Source organism: Mesobacillus sp. QJM3NY_10, from assembly GCF_056173465.1.
Genome location: NZ_CM149675.1, coordinates 1,953,739 through 1,978,725, shown reverse-complemented (window position 1 = coordinate 1,978,725; position 24,987 = coordinate 1,953,739). Strand labels below are relative to the sequence as shown.

34 protein-coding genes are annotated in these 24,987 nt (G+C 39.7%); 8 read left to right on the top strand and 26 right to left on the bottom strand.

The features are described 5' to 3' along the window. Nucleotides 1–76 precede the first annotated feature (76 nt). Nucleotides 77–451, bottom strand: a complete 375-nt coding sequence (locus AC0VX7_RS09800) for a DUF2750 domain-containing protein (protein ID WP_475427650.1) — start codon at nucleotides 449–451, stop codon at nucleotides 77–79. An 11-nt stretch (nucleotides 452–462) separates the two neighbouring features. Then, nucleotides 463–918, bottom strand: a complete 456-nt coding sequence (locus AC0VX7_RS09795) for a GNAT family N-acetyltransferase (protein WP_475427649.1) — start codon at nucleotides 916–918, stop codon at nucleotides 463–465. Between the two features lie 138 nt (nucleotides 919–1,056). On the opposite strand from AC0VX7_RS09795, the gene AC0VX7_RS09790 reads away from it, so the two are divergent. Further along, nucleotides 1,057–1,218 carry a hypothetical protein gene (locus AC0VX7_RS09790; protein WP_215031168.1) on the top strand — a complete coding sequence of 54 codons (162 nt, stop codon included), beginning with the start codon at nucleotides 1,057–1,059 and terminating at the stop codon, nucleotides 1,216–1,218. A 483-nt stretch (nucleotides 1,219–1,701) separates the two neighbouring features. Here the strand turns inward: AC0VX7_RS09790 and AC0VX7_RS09785 are convergent, their stop codons facing one another. Continuing rightward, nucleotides 1,702–1,917: a YneF family protein gene (locus tag AC0VX7_RS09785; RefSeq protein ID WP_041966564.1), complete on the bottom strand. Its 216-nt coding sequence runs from the start codon at nucleotides 1,915–1,917 to the stop codon at nucleotides 1,702–1,704. 169 nt (nucleotides 1,918–2,086) lie between these two features. Further along, on the bottom strand, nucleotides 2,087–2,527 hold the full coding sequence (gene sirA / locus AC0VX7_RS09780; protein WP_475427648.1) for a sporulation inhibitor of replication protein SirA: 441 nt from the start codon (nucleotides 2,525–2,527) through the stop codon (nucleotides 2,087–2,089). A gap of 252 nt (nucleotides 2,528–2,779) precedes the next feature. Here sirA and AC0VX7_RS09775 point away from each other — a divergent pair, with 252 nt between their 5' ends. Beyond that, on the top strand, nucleotides 2,780–3,415 hold the full coding sequence (locus tag AC0VX7_RS09775) for an FMN-dependent NADH-azoreductase (RefSeq protein ID WP_475427647.1): 636 nt from the start codon (nucleotides 2,780–2,782) through the stop codon (nucleotides 3,413–3,415). Between the two features lie 41 nt (nucleotides 3,416–3,456). On the opposite strand, the gene AC0VX7_RS09770 is transcribed toward AC0VX7_RS09775, so the two are convergent. From AC0VX7_RS09770 to AC0VX7_RS09760, 3 genes are all read right to left on the bottom strand, one after another. Then, on the bottom strand, nucleotides 3,457–3,606 hold the full coding sequence (locus AC0VX7_RS09770; RefSeq protein ID WP_475427646.1) for a hypothetical protein: 150 nt from the start codon (nucleotides 3,604–3,606) through the stop codon (nucleotides 3,457–3,459). Between the two features lie 151 nt (nucleotides 3,607–3,757). Continuing rightward, nucleotides 3,758–4,453 carry a lysozyme family protein gene (locus AC0VX7_RS09765; protein WP_475427645.1) on the bottom strand — a complete coding sequence of 232 codons (696 nt, stop codon included), beginning with the start codon at nucleotides 4,451–4,453 and terminating at the stop codon, nucleotides 3,758–3,760. 107 nt (nucleotides 4,454–4,560) lie between these two features. Beyond that, nucleotides 4,561–5,307: an SDR family NAD(P)-dependent oxidoreductase gene (locus AC0VX7_RS09760; protein ID WP_475427644.1), complete on the bottom strand. Its 747-nt coding sequence runs from the start codon at nucleotides 5,305–5,307 to the stop codon at nucleotides 4,561–4,563. 223 nt (nucleotides 5,308–5,530) lie between these two features. On the opposite strand from AC0VX7_RS09760, the gene AC0VX7_RS09755 reads away from it, so the two are divergent. The 4 genes from AC0VX7_RS09755 to AC0VX7_RS09740 all read left to right on the top strand — a co-directional run bounded on the left by AC0VX7_RS09755 (nucleotide 5,531) and on the right by AC0VX7_RS09740 (nucleotide 10,013). Continuing rightward, entirely contained in the window at nucleotides 5,531–6,226 is a 696-nt protein-coding gene (locus AC0VX7_RS09755) for a response regulator (RefSeq protein ID WP_475427643.1), read from the top strand. Then, nucleotides 6,219–7,223 (top strand): ATP-binding protein, encoded by a 1,005-nt coding sequence (locus AC0VX7_RS09750; protein ID WP_475427642.1) that lies wholly within the window; start codon nucleotides 6,219–6,221, stop codon nucleotides 7,221–7,223. The genes AC0VX7_RS09755 and AC0VX7_RS09750 overlap by 8 nt, the downstream gene beginning before the upstream one ends. A 98-nt stretch (nucleotides 7,224–7,321) precedes the next feature. After that, complete coding sequence (locus tag AC0VX7_RS09745; protein WP_215032020.1) at nucleotides 7,322–8,083, top strand: ABC transporter ATP-binding protein; 762 nt, start codon at nucleotides 7,322–7,324, stop codon at nucleotides 8,081–8,083. Continuing rightward, nucleotides 8,073–10,013: an ABC transporter permease gene (locus AC0VX7_RS09740; RefSeq protein ID WP_475427641.1), complete on the top strand. Its 1,941-nt coding sequence runs from the start codon at nucleotides 8,073–8,075 to the stop codon at nucleotides 10,011–10,013. Before AC0VX7_RS09745 ends, AC0VX7_RS09740 begins: the two co-directional genes overlap by 11 nt. A 40-nt stretch (nucleotides 10,014–10,053) precedes the next feature. Here AC0VX7_RS09740 and AC0VX7_RS09735 read toward each other — a convergent pair whose 3' ends face one another. The 5 genes from AC0VX7_RS09735 to yneA all read right to left on the bottom strand — a co-directional run bounded on the left by AC0VX7_RS09735 (nucleotide 10,054) and on the right by yneA (nucleotide 14,455). Beyond that, nucleotides 10,054–10,479, bottom strand: a complete 426-nt coding sequence (locus AC0VX7_RS09735) for a VOC family protein (RefSeq protein ID WP_475427640.1) — start codon at nucleotides 10,477–10,479, stop codon at nucleotides 10,054–10,056. A 339-nt stretch (nucleotides 10,480–10,818) separates the two neighbouring features. Next, nucleotides 10,819–12,828 (bottom strand): transketolase, encoded by a 2,010-nt coding sequence (gene tkt, locus AC0VX7_RS09730; protein WP_475427639.1) that lies wholly within the window; start codon nucleotides 12,826–12,828, stop codon nucleotides 10,819–10,821. A 331-nt stretch (nucleotides 12,829–13,159) separates the two neighbouring features. Then, nucleotides 13,160–13,393, bottom strand: a complete 234-nt coding sequence (locus AC0VX7_RS09725; RefSeq protein ID WP_214737807.1) for a DUF896 domain-containing protein — start codon at nucleotides 13,391–13,393, stop codon at nucleotides 13,160–13,162. A 78-nt stretch (nucleotides 13,394–13,471) separates the two neighbouring features. Then, a complete protein-coding gene (locus AC0VX7_RS09720; RefSeq protein ID WP_475427638.1) occupies nucleotides 13,472–14,116 on the bottom strand; it encodes a YneB family resolvase-like protein in 645 nt (214 codons plus the stop codon). Nucleotides 14,117–14,140: 24 nt separating this feature from the next. Continuing rightward, a complete protein-coding gene (gene yneA, locus AC0VX7_RS09715) occupies nucleotides 14,141–14,455 on the bottom strand; it encodes a cell division suppressor protein YneA (protein ID WP_475427637.1) in 315 nt (104 codons plus the stop codon). Between the two features lie 154 nt (nucleotides 14,456–14,609). Between yneA and lexA the strand changes: the two genes are divergently transcribed. Further along, nucleotides 14,610–15,233, top strand: a complete 624-nt coding sequence (gene lexA / locus AC0VX7_RS09710) for a transcriptional repressor LexA (RefSeq protein WP_023614724.1) — start codon at nucleotides 14,610–14,612, stop codon at nucleotides 15,231–15,233. Between the two features lie 163 nt (nucleotides 15,234–15,396). Beyond that, on the top strand, nucleotides 15,397–15,600 hold the full coding sequence (locus tag AC0VX7_RS09705; protein WP_102262341.1) for a hypothetical protein: 204 nt from the start codon (nucleotides 15,397–15,399) through the stop codon (nucleotides 15,598–15,600). A 205-nt stretch (nucleotides 15,601–15,805) separates the two neighbouring features. On the opposite strand, the gene AC0VX7_RS09700 is transcribed toward AC0VX7_RS09705, so the two are convergent. From AC0VX7_RS09700 to AC0VX7_RS09635, 14 genes are all read right to left on the bottom strand, one after another. After that, the gene (locus AC0VX7_RS09700; protein WP_475427636.1) at nucleotides 15,806–17,734 is read right to left on the bottom strand and encodes an ATP-dependent DNA helicase; all 1,929 of its coding nucleotides are present in this window, start codon (nucleotides 17,732–17,734) and stop codon (nucleotides 15,806–15,808) included. A gap of 394 nt (nucleotides 17,735–18,128) precedes the next feature. Then, nucleotides 18,129–18,518 (bottom strand): hypothetical protein, encoded by a 390-nt coding sequence (locus tag AC0VX7_RS09695; RefSeq protein ID WP_475427635.1) that lies wholly within the window; start codon nucleotides 18,516–18,518, stop codon nucleotides 18,129–18,131. 10 nt (nucleotides 18,519–18,528) lie between these two features. After that, nucleotides 18,529–18,945 carry a hypothetical protein gene (locus AC0VX7_RS09690; protein WP_475427634.1) on the bottom strand — a complete coding sequence of 139 codons (417 nt, stop codon included), beginning with the start codon at nucleotides 18,943–18,945 and terminating at the stop codon, nucleotides 18,529–18,531. Further along, entirely contained in the window at nucleotides 18,942–19,277 is a 336-nt protein-coding gene (locus tag AC0VX7_RS09685; RefSeq protein ID WP_475427633.1) for a hypothetical protein, read from the bottom strand. The genes AC0VX7_RS09690 and AC0VX7_RS09685 overlap by 4 nt, the downstream gene beginning before the upstream one ends. An 11-nt stretch (nucleotides 19,278–19,288) precedes the next feature. Next, on the bottom strand, nucleotides 19,289–19,855 hold the full coding sequence (locus tag AC0VX7_RS09680; protein WP_475427632.1) for a ribonuclease FAU-1 family protein: 567 nt from the start codon (nucleotides 19,853–19,855) through the stop codon (nucleotides 19,289–19,291). Beyond that, a complete protein-coding gene (locus tag AC0VX7_RS09675) occupies nucleotides 19,848–20,450 on the bottom strand; it encodes a hypothetical protein (protein ID WP_475427631.1) in 603 nt (200 codons plus the stop codon). Before AC0VX7_RS09675 ends, AC0VX7_RS09680 begins: the two co-directional genes overlap by 8 nt. A gap of 102 nt (nucleotides 20,451–20,552) precedes the next feature. Beyond that, nucleotides 20,553–21,014, bottom strand: coding sequence for a GNAT family N-acetyltransferase (locus AC0VX7_RS09670; protein ID WP_475427630.1), 462 nt, complete (start codon nucleotides 21,012–21,014; stop codon nucleotides 20,553–20,555). A gap of 46 nt (nucleotides 21,015–21,060) precedes the next feature. Beyond that, entirely contained in the window at nucleotides 21,061–21,288 is a 228-nt protein-coding gene (locus tag AC0VX7_RS09665) for a hypothetical protein (RefSeq protein WP_475427629.1), read from the bottom strand. A gap of 12 nt (nucleotides 21,289–21,300) precedes the next feature. Then, a complete protein-coding gene (locus AC0VX7_RS09660; protein ID WP_475427628.1) occupies nucleotides 21,301–21,729 on the bottom strand; it encodes an ester cyclase in 429 nt (142 codons plus the stop codon). A gap of 21 nt (nucleotides 21,730–21,750) precedes the next feature. After that, on the bottom strand, nucleotides 21,751–22,347 hold the full coding sequence (locus tag AC0VX7_RS09655) for a hypothetical protein (protein ID WP_475427627.1): 597 nt from the start codon (nucleotides 22,345–22,347) through the stop codon (nucleotides 21,751–21,753). A 32-nt stretch (nucleotides 22,348–22,379) separates the two neighbouring features. Next, entirely contained in the window at nucleotides 22,380–23,399 is a 1,020-nt protein-coding gene (locus AC0VX7_RS09650; protein WP_475427626.1) for a DUF2332 domain-containing protein, read from the bottom strand. A 343-nt stretch (nucleotides 23,400–23,742) separates the two neighbouring features. Then, nucleotides 23,743–23,826: a hypothetical protein gene (locus tag AC0VX7_RS09645; protein WP_475428120.1), complete on the bottom strand. Its 84-nt coding sequence runs from the start codon at nucleotides 23,824–23,826 to the stop codon at nucleotides 23,743–23,745. A gap of 13 nt (nucleotides 23,827–23,839) precedes the next feature. Further along, nucleotides 23,840–24,349 (bottom strand): DUF4253 domain-containing protein, encoded by a 510-nt coding sequence (locus tag AC0VX7_RS09640; protein WP_475427625.1) that lies wholly within the window; start codon nucleotides 24,347–24,349, stop codon nucleotides 23,840–23,842. Between the two features lie 18 nt (nucleotides 24,350–24,367). Continuing rightward, nucleotides 24,368–24,976, bottom strand: coding sequence for a kinase (locus AC0VX7_RS09635; RefSeq protein ID WP_475427624.1), 609 nt, complete (start codon nucleotides 24,974–24,976; stop codon nucleotides 24,368–24,370). Nucleotides 24,977–24,987 lie beyond the last annotated feature (11 nt).

Sequence of the window (24,987 nt, the reverse complement as noted above, 5' to 3'; positions counted from 1 at the left end):
TCTTTCTTAAAATCATGATGTTACAATTATACTATATCGGGTATATTATGGATATCATTTTAATTCAAATGTAAATTCAATACTTCTCCAGCGCAGATTCCAAATCTTCCCTCACCGTGTCCACATCGATTACGGCAGAATCTGTGTCCGTTGGAAAAATGGAAGGTTTTACTCCGTCAGATTTCATTCCCGGAAGCCACTTTTCAAGGAAGTGGTCCAATTCAATTCTTTTTGGACTAAAATCTTCCCATTCTTTCTTCGCAAAGGTTTCTGCGAACTTCTCATTAGGGAAGAATGGGAGCAGTGTATTGCCCAAGTCATCTTGAGCAGTTGCCCAGCCTTCGTTATATAGTCCCCATACCTCTTCATAATCTGCTGTTTTTTTGATGAAGTATTCATACCTTATAGCAGCTGGCTGCCTGATGACCGCTTCAAATTCACGTTGATTCAATTACAGCCCTCCTATCGATGTCCATCTTTACGTGCCTGGATGTACCCATAATACGCACAAGTACCATTTTGCGAAAGGTCCTTTACCTCAAAACCGCATTTTTCATAAAAGCTAAAATTGTTGGCAGAAGTATGGGCAAACCAGTCTCCATGGGGAAGTTTTTGCACGCAAAGCTGCACGAGCTTCTGGCCAATGCCTTTTCCACGATATTCCGATAAAATTGCCAGGTCCATAATGTTCGCTGCCATAATCTGATCCGAGATGACCCTGACCATCCCAACCATTTCATTTTGGTCCCACACTGTAAATGCCCAGGTGGAATTTATGAATATCAGTGAAAACTTTTCCTTTTGCCAATCTGGAGTGTTCCTTACCCAGCCCGCGTCTTTAAAAAGCTTCTCAACCTTTTCCGCCGGTATTCCTTCCGTGCCTTCCCGTATGACAAGTCCGTTGAAATATTGATACATATATAATCCCCTTTTTAAATTCCTTAGGATTCATATTCTGTATTTGCCAACAGATGTCCTGCCATTGTTTAACATTTGCTGTTGGCCGGTTATTTTGATCTTTGATGACAAAGCCTAATTATAGGAGGTGAGCATACTATGGTAAGAATCCATAATCCAGTTAAAGGTGATAAAAACAAAGTAGGTGCTGACGGCCAGCTTCATGGAGGCGTAATGGAAACTGCGGACGAATTTTTCGATTCTATTTTTCAGCAAGGCGCTAAAACTAAGGCTGAGGACAAATCAGGCAAACAAAAATAACGCCATCTTCTGGCGTTGTTTTTTTGCAGACATTTTATTAGTAACAGATGAGATTAATACATTACATAAAGTTCTTTCTTAGACATTTTGATTATCCCCATCCTTCAAAGTGTCTATTAAGTTCCTTGGACATTTCGATCCCTTCCTCACTTCAAAATGTCTATTAAATCCCTTTTCTTAGACATTTCGACTCCTCTCATGCTTCAAAATGTCTATTAAACCCCTCTTCTTGGACATTTCGGTCTCTCCCACGCCTTCAAAATGTCTATTAAATCTCTTTTCTTAGACATTTCAATCCAATCCACACCTCAAAATGTCCATTAAATCCTTCTTCTTAGACATTTCAATCCAATCCACACCTCAAAATGTCCATTAAATCCTTCTTCTTAGACATTTCAATCCAATCCACACCTCAAAATGTCTTTAAGAGACTCTACAAATAAGAAAAGCACCCATCGCTAATGAATGAGTGCTTGTCCTTTATTATTTTCCTGTCTGCTTGTTCATTGCTGACATCATTTGATTGATTTTCTTCTGGGATGGTTTCATACCCATCTGCATCATCATCATTTTAAGCATTTGTTCGTTGATTGGCGGATTTTTCTTCAAGTAGCTCTCCATATATTTACGAGCAATGAAAAATCCTAGAGCTACACCGACAACCAATGCCAGTATACCAACTAGAATTAGATCCCACATAAAAACTTCCTCCTTCATGTTGTCTAACATACAGTGTACTAAACCAACTGCTATTATACAATATCTGTAGGTTTTTTTCTCTATTAAATAAACTCATTTTGAAAACTTTTTGCATTAACTTCACAATGGATGCACTAAAAACAATCGGCAATTAGTGCATCAACCTTCATTATACATATTTACGTTCTTTAATCGGCTTAAGCCAGCCGTATTTGTTTGATTCAAGATCGATAGCAAGAAAGGATGATTCACATTTGCGGAGGATTTCAAAAAAGACAGTTTCCGCGTCGACTTGTCCATGGGAATCTAACTCCAGCCATCTCTCATGCACTCTAAGTATGGCTGAACTGTTATTTGTGTTATTTTCATAAATATATGTGCCGTCCTCAACATGAAATCCTTTTGCCTTGGAAAGCTGTTGATGCAGGAGCTGATGGATGCGAAGCACAGGAATGGATTTTGTAACGAACTTGACTTGCTTTGCAATGATAGATTTCAAATCGTTGTTTGCTTGACTATATTCCAAAAACAATTGGTAAAACATCCGTTCTCTTCCGAAATAATGGGAGGCAAATTCATCTTCTATTAGATATAGCTGGTAGGATCTCATTTGATCCCCTCCTCTGCAGACAAGCTTTTGTCTTTATTATAGGAAAACGTTCAGTCTGCGTTTGTCTAAAGATGCCGAAAAAAACCACTAATTATGTCGAATTCAAAACTTTCTTACTTTTTCATTATAAATTCATAAGATTCAGCTGTCACGAAATTAAAAGTTTCACAAATTTTATCCCAGAAAAGGAATACTGTCTTGTAATCAGGGGAATATATCAATGTTAATCAGAAAGAGAAAGGATGACTATGCATGGCTATAGTACTTTACATTACAGCGAATCCAAAACCGGTGGAAGAATCGTTCAGTTTATCGGTTGGGGAGGAGTTCATTAAAGCCTACCGTGAAAACAATCCTGAGGATGAGGTCATCAGATTGGACCTTTATAAAATGGACGTTCCCTTCATTGATACAGACGTTTTCAGTGGCTGGGGCAAATTACAGCAAGGATCTGCTTTCGAACAGCTTAGTGACGATGAAAAACAAAAAGTCAGCTCGATTAATCAACTGACAGACCAATTTATCGCAGGAGATAAGTATATCTTTGCGACTCCTTTATGGAATTTCAGTTTCCCTCCAAAAATGAAAGCTTACATTGACAATATTGCAATCGCCGGTAAGACATTTAAGTATACTGCAGAAGGACCGGTTGGTTTGCTAGGTGGTAAAAAAGCCCTTCATATCCAGGCACGAGGCGGTGTTTATTCAGAGGGTCCTGCTAAAGATCTGGAATTTGGAGACCGTTATCTTCGTGCAGTTCTTGCCTTCATGGGTGTGACTGATGTTGAAACACTGGCGGTAGAAGGTATGGCAGCTACGCCTGATAAAGCTCAGGAAATCAAGCAACAAGCGATTCAACGCGCGAACGAGCTTGCTAAACAATTTTAAACCAGCAAAAAAAGCCTGTTTTCAGGCTTTTTTTTACTGAATTATTTTACTCCATCCAATGGAATGTCCTTGCGATGGTCGAAATTGAAAACAGCATTTTCCGAGATTTCCTGTTCTTCAAAGTTTCCTTGTTGAGCCGCCTGATTTACTGCCGCGCCGTCCAGTGGAATGTCCTTTCCATATTCAAACATTTATACACACCTCCTGAGTATTAGTATAGGTATTTGTTACTAATATATTTACCGTGTTCATTCTTTTTTCCTCCTTTATCCGAAAAATTTTCCATAACAAAAAAAACACCCGAATATTCGGATGTTTTGACTGTTTATCATATCAATCAATTTAAAAAGAACGCTTCGTACTTGCCTCGTTTAATTCAGCTGGAATGCTCACCGTAATTGATTCCATATGTTTTGCAACCTTTGTGCTATAGGTGAAATCACCATAGCAATAAGGATAACGGAAATTGTTCTTATCACCGCCGCAATTATATGTTTGGGGATTTTTTTCAACCTGGATCATCGAAAATTTCTTAGCCAGTTCCTCGCTGTGCTTACCACCGTTTTTTGCTACAAAATCAATATAGCCGATTCCCATATTGTATGACTGGATGACTGTGGGGAAGTCCACTTGCTTCGTATTTCCATACTCTACAACTCGATTGAAATACTTTACACCTTGTTGGACGCTTTGTTTAGGATCCTGAATCGTATTTGGTGCAAGGCCAGCAGATTCAGAGGCTTGCATAGGATCCCCGCCCTTCCCCCGGCTTTCCTGCATCATCAAAGCTGCGACTGTGACGGTATGTCCGTCCAGCCCAACCTTTTTTAATTCTTCCTCTATCATCGGAGTATACTTGGCAACTTCTCCAATTGAACTATTCACACCAACATTCATTTTAGTGAAACTCTGATTATATAAATCCAGGAATCTATCAAGCAGGACAAAACCAATAAAGGCAATAAATAATAAGATTGCCAGATTGAAGTTTCTCTGGACTTGCTTTTTCTTTTTGGGCTTCTTTTTCGTGTATTTCATGCATTACTTCTCTCCCAATTGCGTACTTTCTCCTCCTCCTATTCTATAAAAAAAAATTGAAAGTTGAAAGGGAGCCGCAATCATTTTTGCAGCTCCCTCTCATTTAATTATTCTTCATAGATCATTTTACGTGTCATTCCACCATCGATGACCAGGTCCTGTCCATTTATAAAATCGTTATCTGGGTCAGCTAAATAGAGGCAGGCTTTAGCTATATCCTCGGGTTTCCCGACACGGTTAGACCAATGCTGAAGATGATCCTTCTCCCTGAGCTCATCATAGTCCTCTGTTTGAATCCAGCCAGGACTTATAGAATTGACTGTGATCCCCTTCTCTTGAAGAGAAGCTGCCAGTGCATGGGTCAATGCAACAATCCCGCCTTTGGATGAAGCATAAGCTTCTGAGTTCGGCTCAGACATTGTTGCTCTTGTAGAAGCAATATTGATGATCCGACCTCCTGCCTCCATCCTGCGGGCAGCTTCACGCGAACCAATGAAAACACTCCGTAGATTCGTAAACACTACATCCTCCCATTCGGCAGTCGTCAGCTCAAATAAAGGCTTGAATCTCGAAACCCCTGTATTATTGATTAAAATATCAATTTTGCCGAAATCCTTCAGCACTTTCTCTACTAGATTTAATATGTCCTCTTCTTTCCTGACGTCTGTTTTGTAAAAGGCGGCTTTTCCGCCTGTCTCTTCCAGAAAGCGGACAACTTCCCTACCCTTTTCTTCATCTTTATCGGCAATGCAAACAATGGCCTGTTTCTCAACAAAAGCCTTCGCTATTCCTCTGCCAATCCCATTTGCTCCTCCAGTTATGATAACTACCTTTCCCTCTACACTTCCTGCCATTTCTTTCATCCCTTTCATAACATATACCTTATAGCTTTTCCCGTTTTATATACCCTTCACTCTTATCCCGATTAGATTAGATGTTAAACAAAAGTCATAAACAAAATACCCAAATAAGACACTCGATTTACATTTAAATAAGGAAGCCTCTTTAAAAATCCTGTTCTGTAATATATTTTTCCTATAGAATTATTATGGAGTATTTAGAAGTGTGGTGTAAATAATGTTTAAGTTATTGTTAATTGAAGATGATTCTTCTCTTTTTAGTGAAATCAAGAGTCGGCTATCCCAATGGTCTTATGACGTATATGGAATTTCCGATTTTGAAAAGGTCATGCAGGAATTTGCCATGATTAAGCCTGACTTGGTGATCATCGATATTCAACTGCCTAAATTTGATGGTTTTCATTGGTGCCGTATGATCCGTTCGCATTCAAATGTTCCTATCATCTTCCTTTCATCCAGGGACCATCCAACAGATATGGTCATGTCGATGCAGCTTGGTGCGGATGATTTTATTCAAAAACCATTCCATTTTGATGTGCTGATCGCAAAAATACAGGCTATTCTTCGACGTGTCTATGATTACAGTACAATCCAAAGTAGCCTTAAAACCTGGTGCAGCGCAACGATTGATTTTGATAAAAACATGGTCGCCAATAATAGTGGAACAGTAGAATTAACCAAGAATGAAATGTACATATTAAAGATCCTTATCGACAAGAAAAATCAAATAGTGAATCGCGATCAAATTATAAACAGTCTCTGGGAGGATAAACGGTTTATTAGTGATAACACATTGACAGTTAATGTGAATCGCCTTCGAAAAAAACTTGAGGAGATTGGTTTGGGCAATAAAATCGAAACAAAGGTAGGTCAGGGTTATATCGCAGTTGAAGAGGAAATGACTAATGGTTAGATCTTACCTTAAGGAACGTCGCAGCTGGATCTTCCTGTTCTTAGCCCTTCAGGCACTTTTAATCTTTATTGCTTATATAGATCCAGCGATTTCTCTAAGCTCAGTGTTTTATTATGCATTTTTATCCTTGCTTATCTTTACAATCTTTGTTTTCTTCCGATTTCCAAAAGAGACTAAATTTTATCATGAGATTTCCGAAAAGGATGAGGAGTTTGACCTATCAAGGATACCTCACCCAGATACTCCCTTTGAAAAAATCGTCACCGAAAGTATGTCCAGACAATCAGAAGGCCTAAGGAAGACTGCAGAATTAAGTGACTTTTATCTAGAGCAGGAAAAAGATGAAATGCTTTCATGGATTCATGAGGTAAAAACACCCCTTACTGCTTTGCACCTAATGATAGACCGTTTAAGTGACCAATCTTTGAAAAAAGAGATGACATATGAATGGCTTCGAATCCATCTTTTACTCGATCAACAACTCCATCAAAAACGGATCCCGTTTATGGAAAATGACTTGTATATTGAAACTACAGATTTGGAAGGCATAATTTTTGCGGAAATTAAGAGTTTACAAACATGGTGTATCCAAAAAGGCATTGGTTTTGATGTGGATTTACAAATTAGAGAAGTGCTGACAGATGCAAAATGGTTATCTTTCATTATTAGACAGTTGTTAACGAATGCAGTGAAATACAGTGCGGATTCAGATATATCAATAAGAAGCTTTGATAGGAACGGACAGGTTGCGCTGGAAGTGAATGATAACGGAAGAGGAATTGACTCTCGGGACCTGCCAAGAATTTTTGATAAAGGTTTTACCTCAACAGCTCACCATCAGGATAAAGCAGCAACAGGCATGGGACTATATTTGGCCAGCAAGGCGGCTAAGCCACTTTTGATACAGATTACCGCAGAATCTGAGCCTGGAATAGGAAGTACCTTCAGGCTCACCTTTCCTAAAAGCAATGAATTTGTCAGGATAACAGGCATGTGACAAAAATGTCACATGCCTTTGTTGATTGTTCGCTGATTCGAAGGAAAAGACAATTGATGGATTTTATAATGAGGATATCTAAGAAAGGATGTGGAATGATGATCGTTTTGGAAGCTATTAAACTTCATAAAACTTACGGCAATAAATTCAATAAGCAAGAAGTCTTGAAGGGACTTGATTTAAAAATTAAACAGGGTGAGTTCGTCAGTATCATGGGTGCATCCGGGTCGGGAAAAACCACTTTGTTGAACGTCTTATCCTCTATTGATCTTGTGAGTAATGGGTCGATTAAGATAGATGGAAATGAAATTACTAAAATGAAGGAAAAACAGTTGGCCCAGTTCCGTAAGCAGCATCTAGGATTCATATTCCAGGAATACAACCTGCTGGACACATTAACAGTAAAAGAAAATATTCTTTTGCCACTGTCTATCAGTAAAACACCAAAGAAAGAGGCTGACCAAAAGTTCGAGACTTTAGCTGCTGAACTGGGGATCAAAGACATCCAGGATAAATATCCAAATGAAATTTCCGGTGGACAAAAACAGCGTACCTCAGCAGCAAGAGCCTTCATCCATGAACCAAGTATCATTTTTGCGGATGAACCGACAGGAGCACTTGATTCAAAATCAGCATCGGATCTCTTAAATAAGCTGAGTGAATTGAACCTTAAGCGAAAAGCGACCATCGTCATGGTTACTCACGATCCGGTTGCCGCCAGCTACTCCAGCCGAGTGATTTTTATCAAGGATGGACAAATTTTTACAGAGTTAAATAAGGGTGATCAAGGACGGCAGGCGTTTTTCAAGGACATCATGAAAACACAAGGGATATTGGGCGGTGTCCATTATGAGCATTAATCAAATCATGCTGCGCAATTTGAAGAAAAACTTAAAAAATTACTATTTATATATATTTGCGCTGATTTTCAGTGTTGCCCTATATTTTGCGTTTGTCACCCTTCAATACGATCCCGCCATGGACGAAACAAAAGGGTCCATTAAAGGTGGAGCTGCAATCAAAGCAGCTTCCGTTCTACTAGTAGGAATCGTGACTATATTTTTACTTTATGCCAACAACATATTTATCAAAAGAAGAAGCAAGGAAATCGGCTTATTTCAGTTAATAGGTATGACCAAGAGCAGAATTTTCAAGATTCTCACCGCTGAAAATATTATCCTGTACTACACTTCCTTAGCACTTGGCATATTTCTAGGCTTTTCTGTTTCCAAACTGATCCTCCTGATCTTGTTTAAAATAACCCAGGTGGATGGAATTGCGTCACTGAACTTCTCTGTTACAGCTTTAACTCAGACATTGATTGTGTTCACCTGTATTTTTGGAGTTATCATGCTGATGAATTTTGTTTTCATTAAGAGGCAGAGCATCTTATCTTTATTCCGGGTGATATCCTCATCAGAATCAAAAGCGAAAAAGCTTTCTCTTTTGGAAAGCATCATTGGCTTCCTCGGGATTTTACTGATTATAGCAGGATACTATGTTTCTTCCCAACTTTTCAATGGTAATTTCACAACAGTTTCTCAATTGTTCCTGGCCATGACTTTTATCCTTGGTTCTGTCATTATTGGAACGTATCTATTTTATAAAGGTTCTGTAAGTACGATCGCCAATCTTATAAGAAAGAAGAAGGACGGCTATTTAAATATTAATGAAGTACTCTCTTTATCTTCCATCATGTTTCGGATGAAAACCAACGCAGTCCTGCTTACAATCATAACGACAGTATCTGCACTGGCCATTGGCTTATTGTCTTTAAGCTATATATCTTATTATTCAGCGGAACAGATTGCGAAAAATAATGTTCCAGCTAATTTTTCATTTGTAACAGATGACGCTTTTAATCGATTTGGAGAAGATTTAAGTGCTAACGGGATTCCTTTTAAAGAAACAAAAATCGAGGTCCTCCAAGCAGTGATTAACGCAGAGGCGATTATTGGCTTGAAAATGGAGGAATATACCCAGGACCCTAAAGCAATGAGTGTTTCTGTTATAAGCGAAAAGTCTGTCGATGGTTTTGAACTTGCCAAAGACGAGAGCTATCTGACGGGCTACAGCGACATCATGATGAAATTCATCTCTATGAAAGACTCTGGACCGATTGAACTCATCGGCAACAAGAATACCCTTCCCCTGCGATATCTTGGCATGAAAAAAGATTATCCAGTCTCAAGATATTTTGGCGGTTCTCCTGTTGTAGTCGTTGAAAACAGTGTTTTCAAAAAACTAAAAGGTGATTTGAACCCTAGTATCCAAAAAAGTTCGTCCCTATATATTGGTGTTGATATCAAGGATGAAAAAGACTTGATTAAAGCAAATACCCTGTTCAATGAGAAAAAGTACAACGAAGAAGGCATGAATGAATCCCGGCTTGACAACACAAATATTCAAAAAAGACAGATGGGACTTGCCATGTTTATTGTCGGCTTTCTCGGATTAACCTTTCTCGTCACTTCAGGCTGTATCCTTTATTTTAAACAAATGGATCAAAGCGAGGATGAAAAACCAAATTATACAATTCTGAGAAAACTGGGATTTACCCAGGGAGATTTATTAAGAGGAATCCAGGCAAAACAAGCTTTTAACTTTGGGATACCATTAGTAATCGGCCTGATGCACAGCTATTTTGCAGTGAAATCCGGCTGGTTCTTATTCGGGACAGAACTTTGGCTGCCAATGTTCATTGTCATGGTACTCTATACTTTACTTTACTCAACCTTCGGCATACTATCGGTTATCCATTCAAAGAAGGTTATACATGATTCACTATGATGTAAAGCCAGACTGCGTAAGCAGCCTGGCTTTTTATCATTTATTTCCGATTCTCTGTGGAAACTTGCCACTCCACGCCAAATCTGTCAGTCACCTGCCCATAGGCAGGACTCCAAAATGTTTCCTGCAGTGGCATCGTTACTTTTCCGCCCTCCTGCAGTTGATCAAATATTTCTTTTGCTTCTGATGCATCATCGATTAAAATTGCTATCGTTACCTGGGATCCAAGCTGGTATGGATGGCCGGGGAAAGTATCCGATAACATTAAGCTGGCGTTACCAATTTTCAATTGTGCATTCAGGACCCGATCTTTTGCCTCTTCAGGAAGCGGATACTCTGGATTGGGAGGCATCTCTCCAAATGTCTGCAGACTGATGACTTCTGCACCTAATGCATGCTGATAAAATTTCACTGCCTCCTGGCCATTTCCATTTGTTACTAGATAAGGAACAATACCTGTTATCATGACAGCACCTCTTTTTTAAAATAGGAACATCTGTTCTTTTTTTAATCCTACCACATTTTCCATTATAATACAATGATTTATCTTGCCCGTACAGCAAGGAGATCAAACTGGTATCTAAGAACAAAAAGCGCAAGCGCCTTGTTCAGCCCCGACAAGCGCTGGAGGGCCGACCAGTGAAGTCGTTCTTTGACTTCATTGGGCGGACCGAAGCGACTCGAGGGGCTAGGCGCTGGAGCTGGATTAAGAAAACCCGTATAGTTATCCACATTGAAATTATTTTATAATTTACAAAAAAACGAGTACGGAATCAAATTCCATACTCGTCATTTTAAATGTTAATTAGTTTTGCTCAAGCAATGCCTTTACGCGTGCTACTACATTGTTAACGGAGAAACCGTACTCTTCTAAGATCTTTTCGCCTGGAGCAGATGCACCAAATGTATCGATCGCAAGTACTTCACCCTCGTCACCAACGTAACGGTGCCAGCCTAGTGAAGAGCCCATCTCGATTCCAAGGCGCTTTTTGACAGACTTCGGAATAACACTTTCTTTGTATTCCTTGGACTGCTGTTCGAAGCGATCCCATGAAGGCATGCTCACAACAGCAACGTCGATGCCTTCAGAAGCTAAAGCCTCCTGTGCTTTCACGGCAAGGCCGACTTCTGAACCTGCTGCTAGAAGCAATGCATCAGCATTGTCTTTTCCAGCTGGAGAAATGACGTAAGCACCTTTAGATACGCCTTCGTAAGCATTCTTGTCAGTATCTTTGATTGTTGGCAAGTTTTGGCGAGTCAACACAAGAGCTGTAGGTGTCTTAGTTGATTCAATTGAAAGCTTCCACGCTGCCGCTGTTTCGTTACCATCTGCAGGACGGATGACTGACAGGTTCGGCATAGCGCGAAGTCCAGCAAGCTGCTCAACTGGTTCGTGGGTAGGACCATCTTCCCCTACCGCAATGCTGTCATGTGTGAATACGTATGTTACAGGCAAGCCCATTAATGCAGCAAGTCTGATTGCCGGCTTTAAATAGTCGGAGAACACGAAGAATGTTCCGCCAAATACCTTAAGTCCACCGTGAAGTGCCATACCGTTCATCGCAGCACCCATAGCGAATTCACGAACACCAAACCAGATGTTACGCCCTTCGAATGAACCCGGGAAGAAGTCACCTGATCCTTTGATCATTGTTTTGTTTGATCCGGCAAGGTCAGCCGATCCACCGACCAGGTAAGGAAGGTTTTTCGCGATTCCGTTAAGTGCTTCTCCAGAGGAAGCTCGGCTCGCAAGACTCTTTCCTTCCTCGTATACAGGAATGTCTTTATCCCATCCTTCTACTAACTCACCCTTCATTGCCTTCTCAAGCTGGGCTCCCAGTTCAGGATATTCACTCTTATATTTTGCGAAAAGCTCGTTCCAAGCCTGTTCCGCTTGTTCACCTTTATTAACGATTTGCTGTTTGAAGTGATCATATACTTCACTTGGAACATGGAAGTCTTCTTCAAAAGTCCATTTATAAGCTTCCTTAGTAAGCTTCAATTCATCAGCACCTAGTGGAGCGCCGTGAACATCCGATTTACCTGAAAGGTTTGGTGAACCATAACCAATGACAGTCTTTACTTCAATCATAGTAGGACGATCTTCATCTGTCTTAGCTTCTTCAATTGCTTTTGCGATTTCTTCAAGGTTGTTGCCATCTTCGACGCGAATGTATTGCCAGCCATATGATTTGAATCTACCTTCAACACTTTCTGAGAATGACTTATCAAGATCTCCATCCAGAGAAATATCGTTTGAATCATAAAGCACGATCATTCTGCCTAGCTTCAAGTGAGCTGCCAGTGATGCTGCTTCAGCAGATACACCCTCCATTAGATCGCCGTCACCGCAAATGCTGTATGTATAGTGATCAACGAGATTATAGTTATCTTTATTGTAAACAGCAGCAAGATGGCGTTCAGCCATTGCCATACCAACTGCCATAGCAATTCCCTGGCCAAGTGGTCCAGTTGTCGCGTCTACACCAGCAGTGTGACCGAACTCAGGGTGTCCTGGAGTCTTGCTGCCCCACTGGCGGAACTGTTTAATATCATCCATTGTCAGATCATATCCTGCAAGGTGCAGCAAGCTGTATAACAGCATTGAACCGTGTCCAGCAGACAATACAAAACGATCGCGGTTAAACCATTCTGGGTTTTTAGGGTTGATGTTCATGTAACGAGTCCACAATGTGTATGCCATTGGAGCTGCCCCCATTGGCATGCCTGGGTGGCCGGAATTTGCCTTTTCAATTGCATCAATTGATAAGGTACGAATGGAATCAATTGAAAGCATATCAATTTCTTTAAACATTAAATACATCCTTTCTATAGGTACTGGCTACATCCTTAATATTATAGCGAGAGAAATTATTATACAACAAATTGTGCCTGAAAGAGACAGAAATGGCCGTATTGTTATCTATTTTGACACAAACTCGCTGTTGATATGTAAATGATCGCCTTTGTGGGTGAAAAAAATCCAAAGAAGTGATTTTTAGTGCGACGCATTATTACCTCTGGATCTTACCTGAGTCTAATTTCCACTTATTTAGGGAGATGAAACAAACTAGTCGATTATTTATCATAAATACAACAAAATAAAAATGGAATACATGTCGCATGTATTCCAAATTAGTATATATTTAATGAAGCTTATTCTTCGCTTTTTCTTCCTTGAGCTTATCAGGCGTAACGTCATTGCCTTCTGGATCCACAATGGTAACACCTTTAAGTGTATTGAGCATAGAAGACCGGAAAGACTGGAGATATTCTGCACGAAGCTTCGTCTGTTCCTTTGCTTCTTCTTCCGTCAACTTAGATGATTTTGCTTTCCTTGCCAGTTCATTGATTCTAGCAATTTTATCACTTGATAGCATTGTAAAGCTCCTTTGTAAAAAATTACGTCAAATGACATCTTACTAAAATTCTTGCGATTTTACAAGATTAGAGCTTCGTTATTCTTTTGTCTCTATGAACTCAAGGTATCTTCGGTTCACTGTTGCCTTAGATACATCGTACCCAAATCCTCTTAATGTGGCGGCAATTTCAGCAAATGTCAATCCATTATTCCGCAGCTTGACGATTTCCTCAACCGGCATCTCTTTCCGGTCACGGCCGGAATGCTCACCTTGATTTTTCAGATTGCGCTGTGGCTTATAACCATGCTCAATCGCTCGTTTCATGCCACGTTTAATCTTAATATTATGGATTTTCCTCTGATACTCTTCCACCATACTGACAATCTGCAGCACCATGGAATCTGATTCAGAAAGCTGGAGTTCTCCACTATGGGAGACACTATATAATTTTACATTTTCTTTTAGGATACAATGAAGAATCGCAACCTTGGCATTACCTCTTCCAAGTCTTGTTTCATCCTGGATGAGCAATGCCCCTATATTCTTGTCCTTGATCAATTCCAGCAGTTCCAGGATCCCTTCCCTTTCAAGATCATAGCCACTAGCTTTTTCTTTAATAATACTCGCTACTTCAAAACCATAACTGCTTGCCAGACGCAGTAACTCTTCTTCCTGCCTGACCAGCGAAGTTTCCTGCGTTTCCTTCGTTGTACTTACGCGGCAATAAATGATTGCTTTCATGTTGTCACCTTATTCTAGTCCAATCTATCTTTCTGCTCCGGCAATCTGGGTAGGCTCCATCTGTTCAGCCACAACAGGGATTACCAGTTCATCTCCCGGAAAGACTATTTCCCCAATAATTCCGTTTTCTTTTTCTACCCAGCTAACGAATTCATTTTCGGTAAAATTATGTTCGCTGGCAAACACCTCTGCAATTTCCCACAGTGATTGTCCTTCTTCTATAGTAACAGTTATGTATGCATCTTCGTTATTTAATTGCGCTTTTGCTACGAATGAAAAGATTAAGCTGACTGCAAGCAGGATCAAGGCATATGAATAGTTTTCCCAAAGTTTTTTCATTTACGGCACCCCTTAACGAATGTATGTTCGGTTAATTAATTTTATTATAAATCGAACGTTTGTTTCGTGTCAACTCAAAAATTCGAACTTATGTTTGTATCTGTGGAATAGACATGGTATAATTAGGACAAGAAAATATACGAGGTGCGTAAATATGACAAAGTTATCTAAGCGGCAACAAGATATATTTGAATTCATAAAAGGCGAAGTCAAGAAAAAAGGGTATCCGCCATCTGTACGCGAAATCGGTGAAGCGGTTGGGCTTGCATCAAGCTCCACTGTCCACGGACACCTTGCAAGACTTGAGAGCAAAGGCTTGATCCGACGCGATCCTACTAAGCCGCGTGCAATAGAAATCCTGGAAATAGAAGAAGATAGCCGCATTCCTAAATATAAAGTGGTTAATGTACCTGTTGTCGGTAAAGTAACAGCTGGTATGCCGATCACAGCCATTGAAAATGTAGAAGAGTACTTCCCTCTTCCTGATCGCCTTGTTCCACATGATGAGCAGGTTTTCATGCTTGAAATCATGGGTGACAGTATGATTGAAGCAGGCATCCTCGACGGTGACTATGTTATTGTTAAGCAGCAAAAGACTGCTAATAACGGAGACATTGTTGTAGCAATGACAGAGGATGATGAAGCAACAGTTAAGCGTTTCTTCAAGGAAAAGGATTATTTCAGGCTCCAGCCGGAAAACCCTACGATGGATCCAATCATCCTACGTAACGTATCCATACTTGGTAAAGTAATCGGTGTATACCGGCATATGCATTAAAAAAGCAAGCGGGCTCCGCTTGCTTTTTTTCTTTCTATTGAACTTTTATCATATGAGACTAGCACATTTATTAGAAAAATAGGTAGAGACCCTAACAACTTGTCCTTCTCCACATAAGATATTGTGTAAGTATCTTTCATGATGGAAAGGAGTTGAGTTTCTAATGGGATACAATCGTAATGACAATGATGTAGCAGGCGTATTTTACCCTAACCGTGACAGAGACAGAGTCAGGGCAACTGTTGATTTTGATGACCTTTGCCGTGCTGTGCGCCGTTGTTTGATCGAGGATTTAGTAGCCGGTGCACGGGATGATCGAGATGACGATCGTGACCGCCGACGCAGAAAGTGCGGTTGCAGAGACTAACACCTATAAGAAAAGCTCCAGCGCCTTGGTCAGCCCCGACAAGCGCTGGAGGTCCTGACAGTGAAGTCGTTCTTTGACTTCATTGGCAGGACCGAAGCGACTCGAGGGGCTAGGCGCTGGAGCTGGACAATTCTCGAAGTGAAAATTTTATACTTTCTTATCCAGCCAGAAAAATCCCGAAAGGATTAGTCCTTTCGGGATCTTTTTATTTCCATTGAATATTTTGAACAGGCAGTACACCTTTTAACTCTTCATAGTACGCAGCTTTTTGATTTTGATTAAGCCATACATGTACGGTTCCGCTATCTTGATTGGTTCTGATCAATCGTCCCATTCCTTGTCTTAGGCGTAGGAGCATATAGGGTATATCTACCTCAGCAGCTGGATGATCCGCATGCTTTCTTTTCGCCTGGAAGACTGGGTCATGAGGCGGGAATGGCAATGACGAAATGATGACTTGAATCAGTGACTCTCCTGGTACGTCAAGGCCTTCCCACAGGTTGAAGGAACAGAGAACAGAATCGACGTCATTCTGGAATTCCTTTACGGTTTCACTGATTTCGCGGTCTCCCTCAAACAAGATAGGGAAACTCCATTCTTGTTTTTCAGTCCATGCCCGGAATCGTTCCATTTCTTGCATAGAAGAGAACAGTACAAGCGAGCTGCCATTCTTACTAATAATGTCGTCCCCTATTTTGTTCCATTTCTTTAGTTCATCATCCTCGATGTGTGCTACGAATTCCATTTGCTTTTCATAGTCGAATGGTGAAGCTACAGTAAAGGATGAGTATGTTTCAATTCCAAGGCTTTTCGCTATATAGCTGAAGTCTCCAGCCTGGGACAGGGTCGCTGAAGAAAATACAAACGGGATGTTTTGGGCAAATACTTCTTTTTTCAATATATCCTCAACGAGTCGAGGCATGATGACTAGAGATGTTTGCACTTCATTCTCTTCTAGCCAGAAAATCCCTTCGTCGTTCTTTAAGAAAATTGAAAGACCATATGCAAAAAACTCGAGGTATTCTTCCATGATTTTTAAATGGTATTCGTCAATCAGGAACATTTCCGAGTCAAATACTAGCTGGTCCATTAAATCGGAAACCTTTTTCTCCAGGGTTTCTGCATTTCTCCTGATACTCGGCAGCATTGGTACTTCTTTTCGATTAGACCCTTCTATTGAAGAAGAATTTTCCACTAAAAGGTCAAACCATGCATCATGAAGCTCTATAATATCCTCAATTAAGTAAAGAGATTCCTCTCGAACGTCCTGGTGCATATATCCCGTCAGTACAGTTGTCAAAGTTTGTGAGTTGAACCTGTATGTGAGCCCCTTTTGCGCTGCGAACTCAAGCAAGTGCCCCTCATCAAAAATCACTGTACTTGCTTCTGGAAGCAATGGCATCTGCCCTTCCCGTTTACGAGAATCTTTCGTCCAGACATGCTCCATGTAAAAGTCATGTGAGCAGATAATCAAATCGCCTGCATGACGATAGTAATCACGGTTCAATGTTTGGCCGCAGCGGTGACGCCAACTGCAAGTTGAGCATTGCTGAAGGGGATCCCAGGCCATTGATGCCCATTTTTCATTCGTGACCCATGGATATTCTTTTCGGTCGCCATAACGAGTGAATGAATTCATAGAGACCCCTTCATCAAAGATGAAATCTGGCAGCTGGTCATGGACGTCCAGGATTTCTTTTTCATTTGATGTGTTTGAAAGGTCATCAAGCTTCTTCACGCACACATACTGCTCTCTCGCTTTTGCCAATCGGACATCGACCTTCAACCCTAACGCCTTTTCGAGCTTTTCGATATCCCCGCCCTCTTTTACGAGCTGCTCGATCAGTGTTTCATCAGAGCAGGAGACAATCGCCGGCTTGCCCATGTATCTTGCGTATAGAATGGCATAAATGAGATAGACGAAGGTTTTTCCGGTGCCGACGCCAGCTTCGGCGAAAACAATTCCTTTATTCTTAAAGGCCTGCTCCACCTGGAATGCCATATAAATCTGCTCATCACGGAGTTCATAGCCCTTTTCAGGCAAAATATCGTAAAAGACATCACCAATGTAATCCCCTAATAAATCAAAGAATGTATCGTTTTTACTTATTGTAAATGGAAGTTTATTTGTCATTCAGGTTCTCCTCGACTATTGATTCCGGCAAAAAAGCCAGCTTTTATCATAACAGATAATCAGTCATTTAGTGAAAGAAATGAAATATAAAATATAGGTAAAAACCACAATTCCATTATTAGGAACTAACTGTTAAAATAATCCTGAACCTAATTGATAGGAGTTTTTATGCATGTGAAACAAGTGAGATGGATTAATGTCAGGCGAAAATGAAAAACAATATTATAAAGAATTTACTGACTCGGAATCTAAAACTTCCAACTTGATATGGAGGGAGTACAAGAAGTATGAAAAGAAATGATTACATCATCCGTCAGGAAAATCCTGACGATTATTCAGGGATAAGAGAGAATTCTGTAAGTTAGTTTAAAAAGTGAGGAGAAATGAAGCGACTTTACCTCACCTCACTTTTTTTAAACAATAAATCATAAAAAGTAATGCCAAGAGCCAATCCCAGCGGAGCTCCAAAGTCCAGATTATCAAGCCGTTCAGGCCAAAATAAATAGTTTGATATGTAAGAAACAGTCATTAAGAATACAAACGTTCCCGCGAATTTCAATATCCGCCTTTTAATATCAATCCCAGGCAATTTCTTAATATTCATAATGACGAGGATCATTTGAAAAAGCCCAAATAACAGCAAGAATATAACAAACCCAATTACAAATCTAAAGGAATTTGGCGTGTCGATATCTGTTAATAGAATGGAAATCGTAACAAGCAGGCCTATTAGAAATACTGAATATAGTATGATTGTAATCCACTTCTCTTTTTTGTTTTCCATTGTCAATCTCCTACTCCCCAGCCAACAATTCAGTTTCAAGAACCTCGACTTGCTCTTTATCTGTTAACCTTCCGTAACCCTCATTTTCTTTATCACTGATAATCGTAGCCGTTTCCCCTTCAAACCATATCCGATAATGATATAATCTTTCTGGCATATTCTTTTCTTCCTGAATGAAGAACGTGGCGAGTATATCCTCTTTTCTAACCATTTCAGCTTTTGTATTTGGTGACCATTTGACTTCATCTAAGGCTTGCTGGATCTTCTTCAGCCTTTCATTTGAGACAATGATCTTTTCTTCACCATCATTTAGGCCCTCTTCAGATATTTTTTGCACATCTATCCTCGTGAGCTCCGGTTCAAAACTGGCACTACACCCTGCAATGCAAAGGAAAATCACAAGTAACCCTATAGTAAGTTTTTTCATCTCAATCCCCAGTCCTGTTTACCGCCTAAAAAATCAATCAGTTGATAGTCTTCTTCTGCCATTTCCTTAACCGAGGTGATCACTTCAAGAAACCGCTTGTACAATACCTGAATCTCCGGCTGCTGATTTATGATTTGAATGGAGTCATTATAGATTTTCTCATTCTTATAGATGTGTATCTCCAGCCATTTCGTTTTATCCGTCTTGCTTTGGAGATGAAGTGCCTTTTCGTCAATGAATCTAGAATAAATACCCTCTGCTTCTTGCTGGATTTTTAGGTATTCTTCTTCTTTGTCAGACTTTATATGGTAACTATATAATTTCACAAACACTTTTACACCCCTCAAATCCGTCGACTAGTTAGCCTCTGTTCCAAACACTCTTTATGTACCTTCGTTAAATGCAGTAAATCAAATTCATTCACTTCGATCTGCTTTGTTATAGCATCAGTCTCAGAGACTGCAATATGATATAGTTCCTCATCAATAACACCAGAAGATAAAGCCAACTCTAGTTCATCGGCATCTTTATGAAAGACATCTCCTGTAGGAAGGATTATGATGTCCAAAAAGAGATCGTCCATCCACGGGCGGCCATTATCAATGCCATTTCGATAGCAAATATCGATATACCATTGGACAATCTCCCCTGCTGCATTAAACATAGTAGTGACTGAATGAGGTGTCCCCTCAGGGAAATGCTGTAGCCAGGTATACCCTTCGTCTACTATGCAGACCTTTATATCCCCATATTGGGCATATAAAGGTTCAGTTATTTTGATCACCTTTAACAAGGTAACGTGACCCTTAAAACCATCTTCATCGAAGAAACCCTGAATGAATTCCCTTTTAACGACACGAGTCCAATCAGCCCGGTCACCATATTTTCTTTTTAACTTAATGTCATTCATATAAATCTCCCATATTATTAGTTAGGGGAATATTGTTTTCTTGCAGTTTCTCCATGATTTTAAATCTGTTGTTCTGCACCTTGCTGTTGTAAGGCAGTTCAATCACTTCTCCAGCTTTTGTGACAAGATTTAAATGGTCCACTACGGTTACTCCATTACTTTTCACAAAAATTTCTTTTGCTTCTTTAACATCCTCCCAATAATAGGAGTTGACGGTGTTGAACGTTTTATAATCATTAAAATGCATTCCCTGGTCATCAAGGTAATAATAGTTTGACACGCCGAACATGAAGAATGGTAAGCATCCTAGCATGATGAGAAGTGTAATCCACTTAATTCCTTTCCATTCAAACTTCCATGCGAAAAATAAATGCAGAAATAGAGCTACCGCTATCCAAAGCATGCCAATCATGAAAATTACATATGCAGATGATGGTGTATCATAAAACCATTTATCAGCTGACAGGTAAAGATAATCCTGAATAATATAAACAAAAACGAGAGGCATGAACAAACTACTGATGATTAAAATAATTGCTGTCACAAGGATTATATTAGATGAATTCTCTGTATTGAAACTTAGACGCGCCATCATTTTCCCTCCTTCTCCCTAGATAATTGTTAATACGTTTATCAAGGAAGAAGGTTTCAAATATTCCAAAAATTTACTCCAGAAAAATTTATTGAACTATCGACATTAAAAATGCTTTTCCATTGGCTCAGTACACTGTGTGTAGCCATTTCTCCCGTAAAACTCGATGCTCGTATCGCTTGGCCAGACGATGATGAACTCGTGCTTCTCTTCTTCAGCCCATTCATTTACACGTGACAGCAACTTGCTCCCAGTTCCTTTTCCCCTATATTCGGGAACAGTATATACATTGGTCATATAAGCAAACGGATTGGTAACCCTGCCTGGACGTGGTACCTTATGGATCAATTCAATGTAAATATGGGAAACGATTTCCCCTTTATTCTCGGCAATCCAGACAAACCATTGCCCACTTTCCAGCGCAGATTCAAGAAACCCTCTGCATTCTTTTTCAAAGGAGCTATACCCCACTCCCTCCCCCATTTCGGGATAGTCTTCGAGAGTAAAGTCCCATCTCATTTTTATTAATTGATCAATATCCCCTTGATTTGCTAATCGAATTTCCATATTCCCCTCCATTTTCCCTGCTTTTAGGTGACGTTCTACTTCCTACTTATCTGCTTTCTTTTCTCTTTTTCACAAAAAAATAACTCAATCCGAAGGGAAGCAATGGAACGAGAGCTAACAGCCTAAAAGCATTATTAGCTCCCAGAAAATAAAGGGACGGCAGGGTAACAGCCATTCCGCTCATAAGAAGAAGCTTCCAGGATTTACTTATCAAGCCCCCAATAAACAGGAAACCGAACGCTACAATCAATAGCCAAAATATTGATCCAGCCATGTCTCATCCCTCCTAAAAAACTTCATGGGTGTTTTTCTTCAATGCACCTAAATCATATAAAATGCCAGCATCACTATTCTCACACCACAATTCCTTCGCTTTATTGCCTTCAAATATGAAAATCATGATGCCCGTCTCTTTTACACGCTGATTTTCTGACGGGATATCGAACCAGCCGCCTTTGTATGTCATCCATCCGGTATAACGCACCACTAGCTTATCGCCCTGTTCAATCAAATCTTCCAGCACCCATTCATCGTCATGAAAAACGGATCGGTACCATTTCATGAAGTCGACCATCGAACTCCGTGAGTTTTCACCATTTCGTGAATGGTAAATAAAATCCTCTGTAGTCAGTTCTTCAATCACTTCTACTTTCCCCTCTGTAAAATATTCACTGAACCATCTTTCAGCTAGTAATCTCTTATCATCGCTAATCATATCCCCACTCCTGATCAAAAGTTATTTGTCCACCAGCCACAGACCACCAATGTTAAAACCTGTGAATTCCTCCATATTACCTTGTTCATCTTTTAGCAATAATGCTCCTTTGGCGAACAGCAGATACCAATCAAACGAGTAGCCCTGGATAGAATAAGTTTCAATCTCAGTCTTCAACTTATCCTCTATAACAACTTGAGAGACTTTCACACATTCAATGGTAAAACAGTTGTATTCTGTATGATCACTGATATGATTTAGAAACGATTGTTGATGCTTCGGTACAGCAGCTCCCCAAAAAATCAAAAGAATAATTATGATACTGATTATGTATGAAAAGTTAAACTGATGCTCAACCAGCAAGATCCATAAAGCAGCTGCTGAAAGAAAACTAATCCATAACAGCCACCCGATGTCAAAAAACATATTTGCAAGGAATGAATTGATAGCAAGGAAGATCAGATAACGAATTACATTGGCGATTGGACGGACTTTTATCTTCTCTTCTACTTCTTGCTCCAATCCAACTGTCTTTTTACTGATAAATAAATAATAAAATAAGTATAAAATGGCTATGGCCATACCTATGAAAGAAATAATTAAAGAGCCTTTATCCATTTAAATCACCCTAATAGGAAAAATTCAATATCCTACAACCTCAGTTTGAACCAGCGGCCATGGCCTTCGGTTTCCCCAATTGTGTTCAAGCTTTCTTCTCCATCGAGATAATAATCGAAGTGAAGCTTTGCATCGTAAATATTATTGTATATATGAAAAATCGCCCTTCGTTTTCCTATTTCTTTTATTTGCCCGAGCAGCTTCTCCTTAGTCTTGGCGGGCATTTGATTGGCAACATGGGTATGGAAAATACAGATAGTTTGATCTGTTGGTATCTCAGCAACCAGTGAATTAAGCAATTCCACTCCATCACCCTGAATTAAATTCAATGTCTGATTGCTCACATAGCTTGCTGCTCTTTCAAATAACTCCCGTCTTTCACCGTGTTCTGGCCAAATCAATGCCTTTAGCCATAAGTAATCCTCTGCATTTCTAACATCATTTATATGCAGATCGATTCCTGTTCTTGTTGCAACGTCAAAATGGGGCAATTGATTCAGGAATGATTGATCTCCTCTTATTTCTGATCTTAGGTGAACTTCCGAATCAAGATTCCCGAAACTTTTATCTGGGCCGTATGAATACCTATACTTATCCACGAAAAGTTGCAAACCTGAACTTGTTCCAATTTCTACTAGTGCCAATGAGTTTTTAGTCATTTGAAAAACTTGACTGAATACAGGATATAGATATGAACACCGTCTGACCTCGTTCGTCTGGACGATTTTAGATTTTAACAATTCAATAATTTCTTCAGAGTATCTCCGGCAAAAATCCACGAAAGCGGGATATGCATTTTCTGCCTTCCCTGGATGATTAGTTATGCTCGGATAAAAATCTGTTATGGTATGCTTATAACCTTTCAATAATAAAAAGTGAACAGCACCGAAAAACAAATTGGGCACCGGCTGCCCCTTCTGTGCTGAAGATGCCAGTTGTATCATCTCTGCATCTTCAGCAATTTTTAAAGAAAGAAATTCATATAACGGACTAGACTCACTGCATTCATGGATCGCAAATCTTCTGAATTTCATAGAAAGCTCATTTGACATCAAACATCACCTTATCCTTTTACATAAAGACACAATACCAAATAATATCAAATAAACAGCAAACACTGCTGTCACCACAAGAGTCAAATAGTTTCCTGCTATTAATGTTGTGGGATGCTCTTGCGGACTAACGAATCCCAGTTCAAACGGATAGGCGTCCTCCAACGGGGTTGACGAGGTATGCTGTTCAATTATTGGCAATGGCAGCCCAAGTCTATGTTTAGTTAGATCATATTTCGAAGTGACAGTGACGGAATCAAAGAGAGGAGTAATGGTCACCACAATCCAGCCTATAAAAATAGAAACTATTAATAATTTGTGTCGCAGCACTTTATTTTTCTTATCAGTCCCACCATAAGATCAGCTTCCTTGTTTCTCTCATTTCTTCAATTAAACCATTGATGCTTCCTGAGCCCTGTTCAACTATATCAGGACAGAATTTATAAATTTCTTTTGCAAATGGCTTTTAGGGCTTTCCCTTCAGGAAAAACTTCAAAGTTCGCTTCTACCCAATCGTAATCTGCCCCAATGATGATAAATGGATATCGCCTATACCATTCCTTAAGTTTAGAAATAACCCTTTCATTACTGATATCGTAGTTATTCCCATTCGTCTGCTGGATCCTAAGGATATCAAACTTATCGGTGCCAGGGATGATGCTGATTTTTTCACGCTCAGAGTCGCATATAAAAACCAAATAGTCTATCGACTTAAGTTCCTCCCTTAGTTTTAAAACCAGGGGCTCCGCTTCTTCCTGTTTGACTTCCAGACAAATCCCCGCAATATCAGCTGGTTTTTCAGTATACAAATCCTCTTTGTAAAAAGGATGAAATCTACCCTTTATATTTCTTTTGACGATTGCCAGTGCTTCTTGTGAAATTCCGCTTTGTTCTACTTTAAACTCGTTTTTCTTACTCCTGCCAAAGCTAAATAGCTTTTTCCAATTCATTTTGCATCACCTGCAGTTTTATTTAATCAGTTCATAATAAGGAATGACTAGATCGGCTTTATCTACCTGCCGGAAGTTATTCATGTAGTAGTCCTCCGCTTTCCAGTATCTGTTCCTGAACTTTTCAATGTTCTGCTGGGTTTGATAGCTTTCCCGTGCGAACCTTATATCTCTTGGACAATCTATAAAGACGGTAAAATCAAAATATGGTCTCCATTCCTCTCTCTGAAGAAAAATACCTTCAACAATAAAAACTTGATTGCCTGTTAACTTTATCTCCTTATAATCATGTCGATCTCTTTCATTATCATAAAAAGGGAGAACGAATTCGTTTGACTGAGTCAAGTTATCAAACAAGGATTTCTTTAGCGACTCTACATCCCACTGCAAGTAATAATATTCCTGCCATTCTTCGTGTCCGGTATTGTACCTTTTTGACCGTCCAACGATATGGTCATCCAGGTGAATGACCATATTTCCAATGCGTTTCTCAGAAAGCAATGAAGCGATTTTCTTCACCAAGGTCGTTTTTCCTGACCTGCTGAGACCATCTACACCTATAATAACGCGTTTATTTTGACGACCAGCACAAACAATTTTTTTCAATAATTCTTCTACAACTTCCATTATCATAGCCT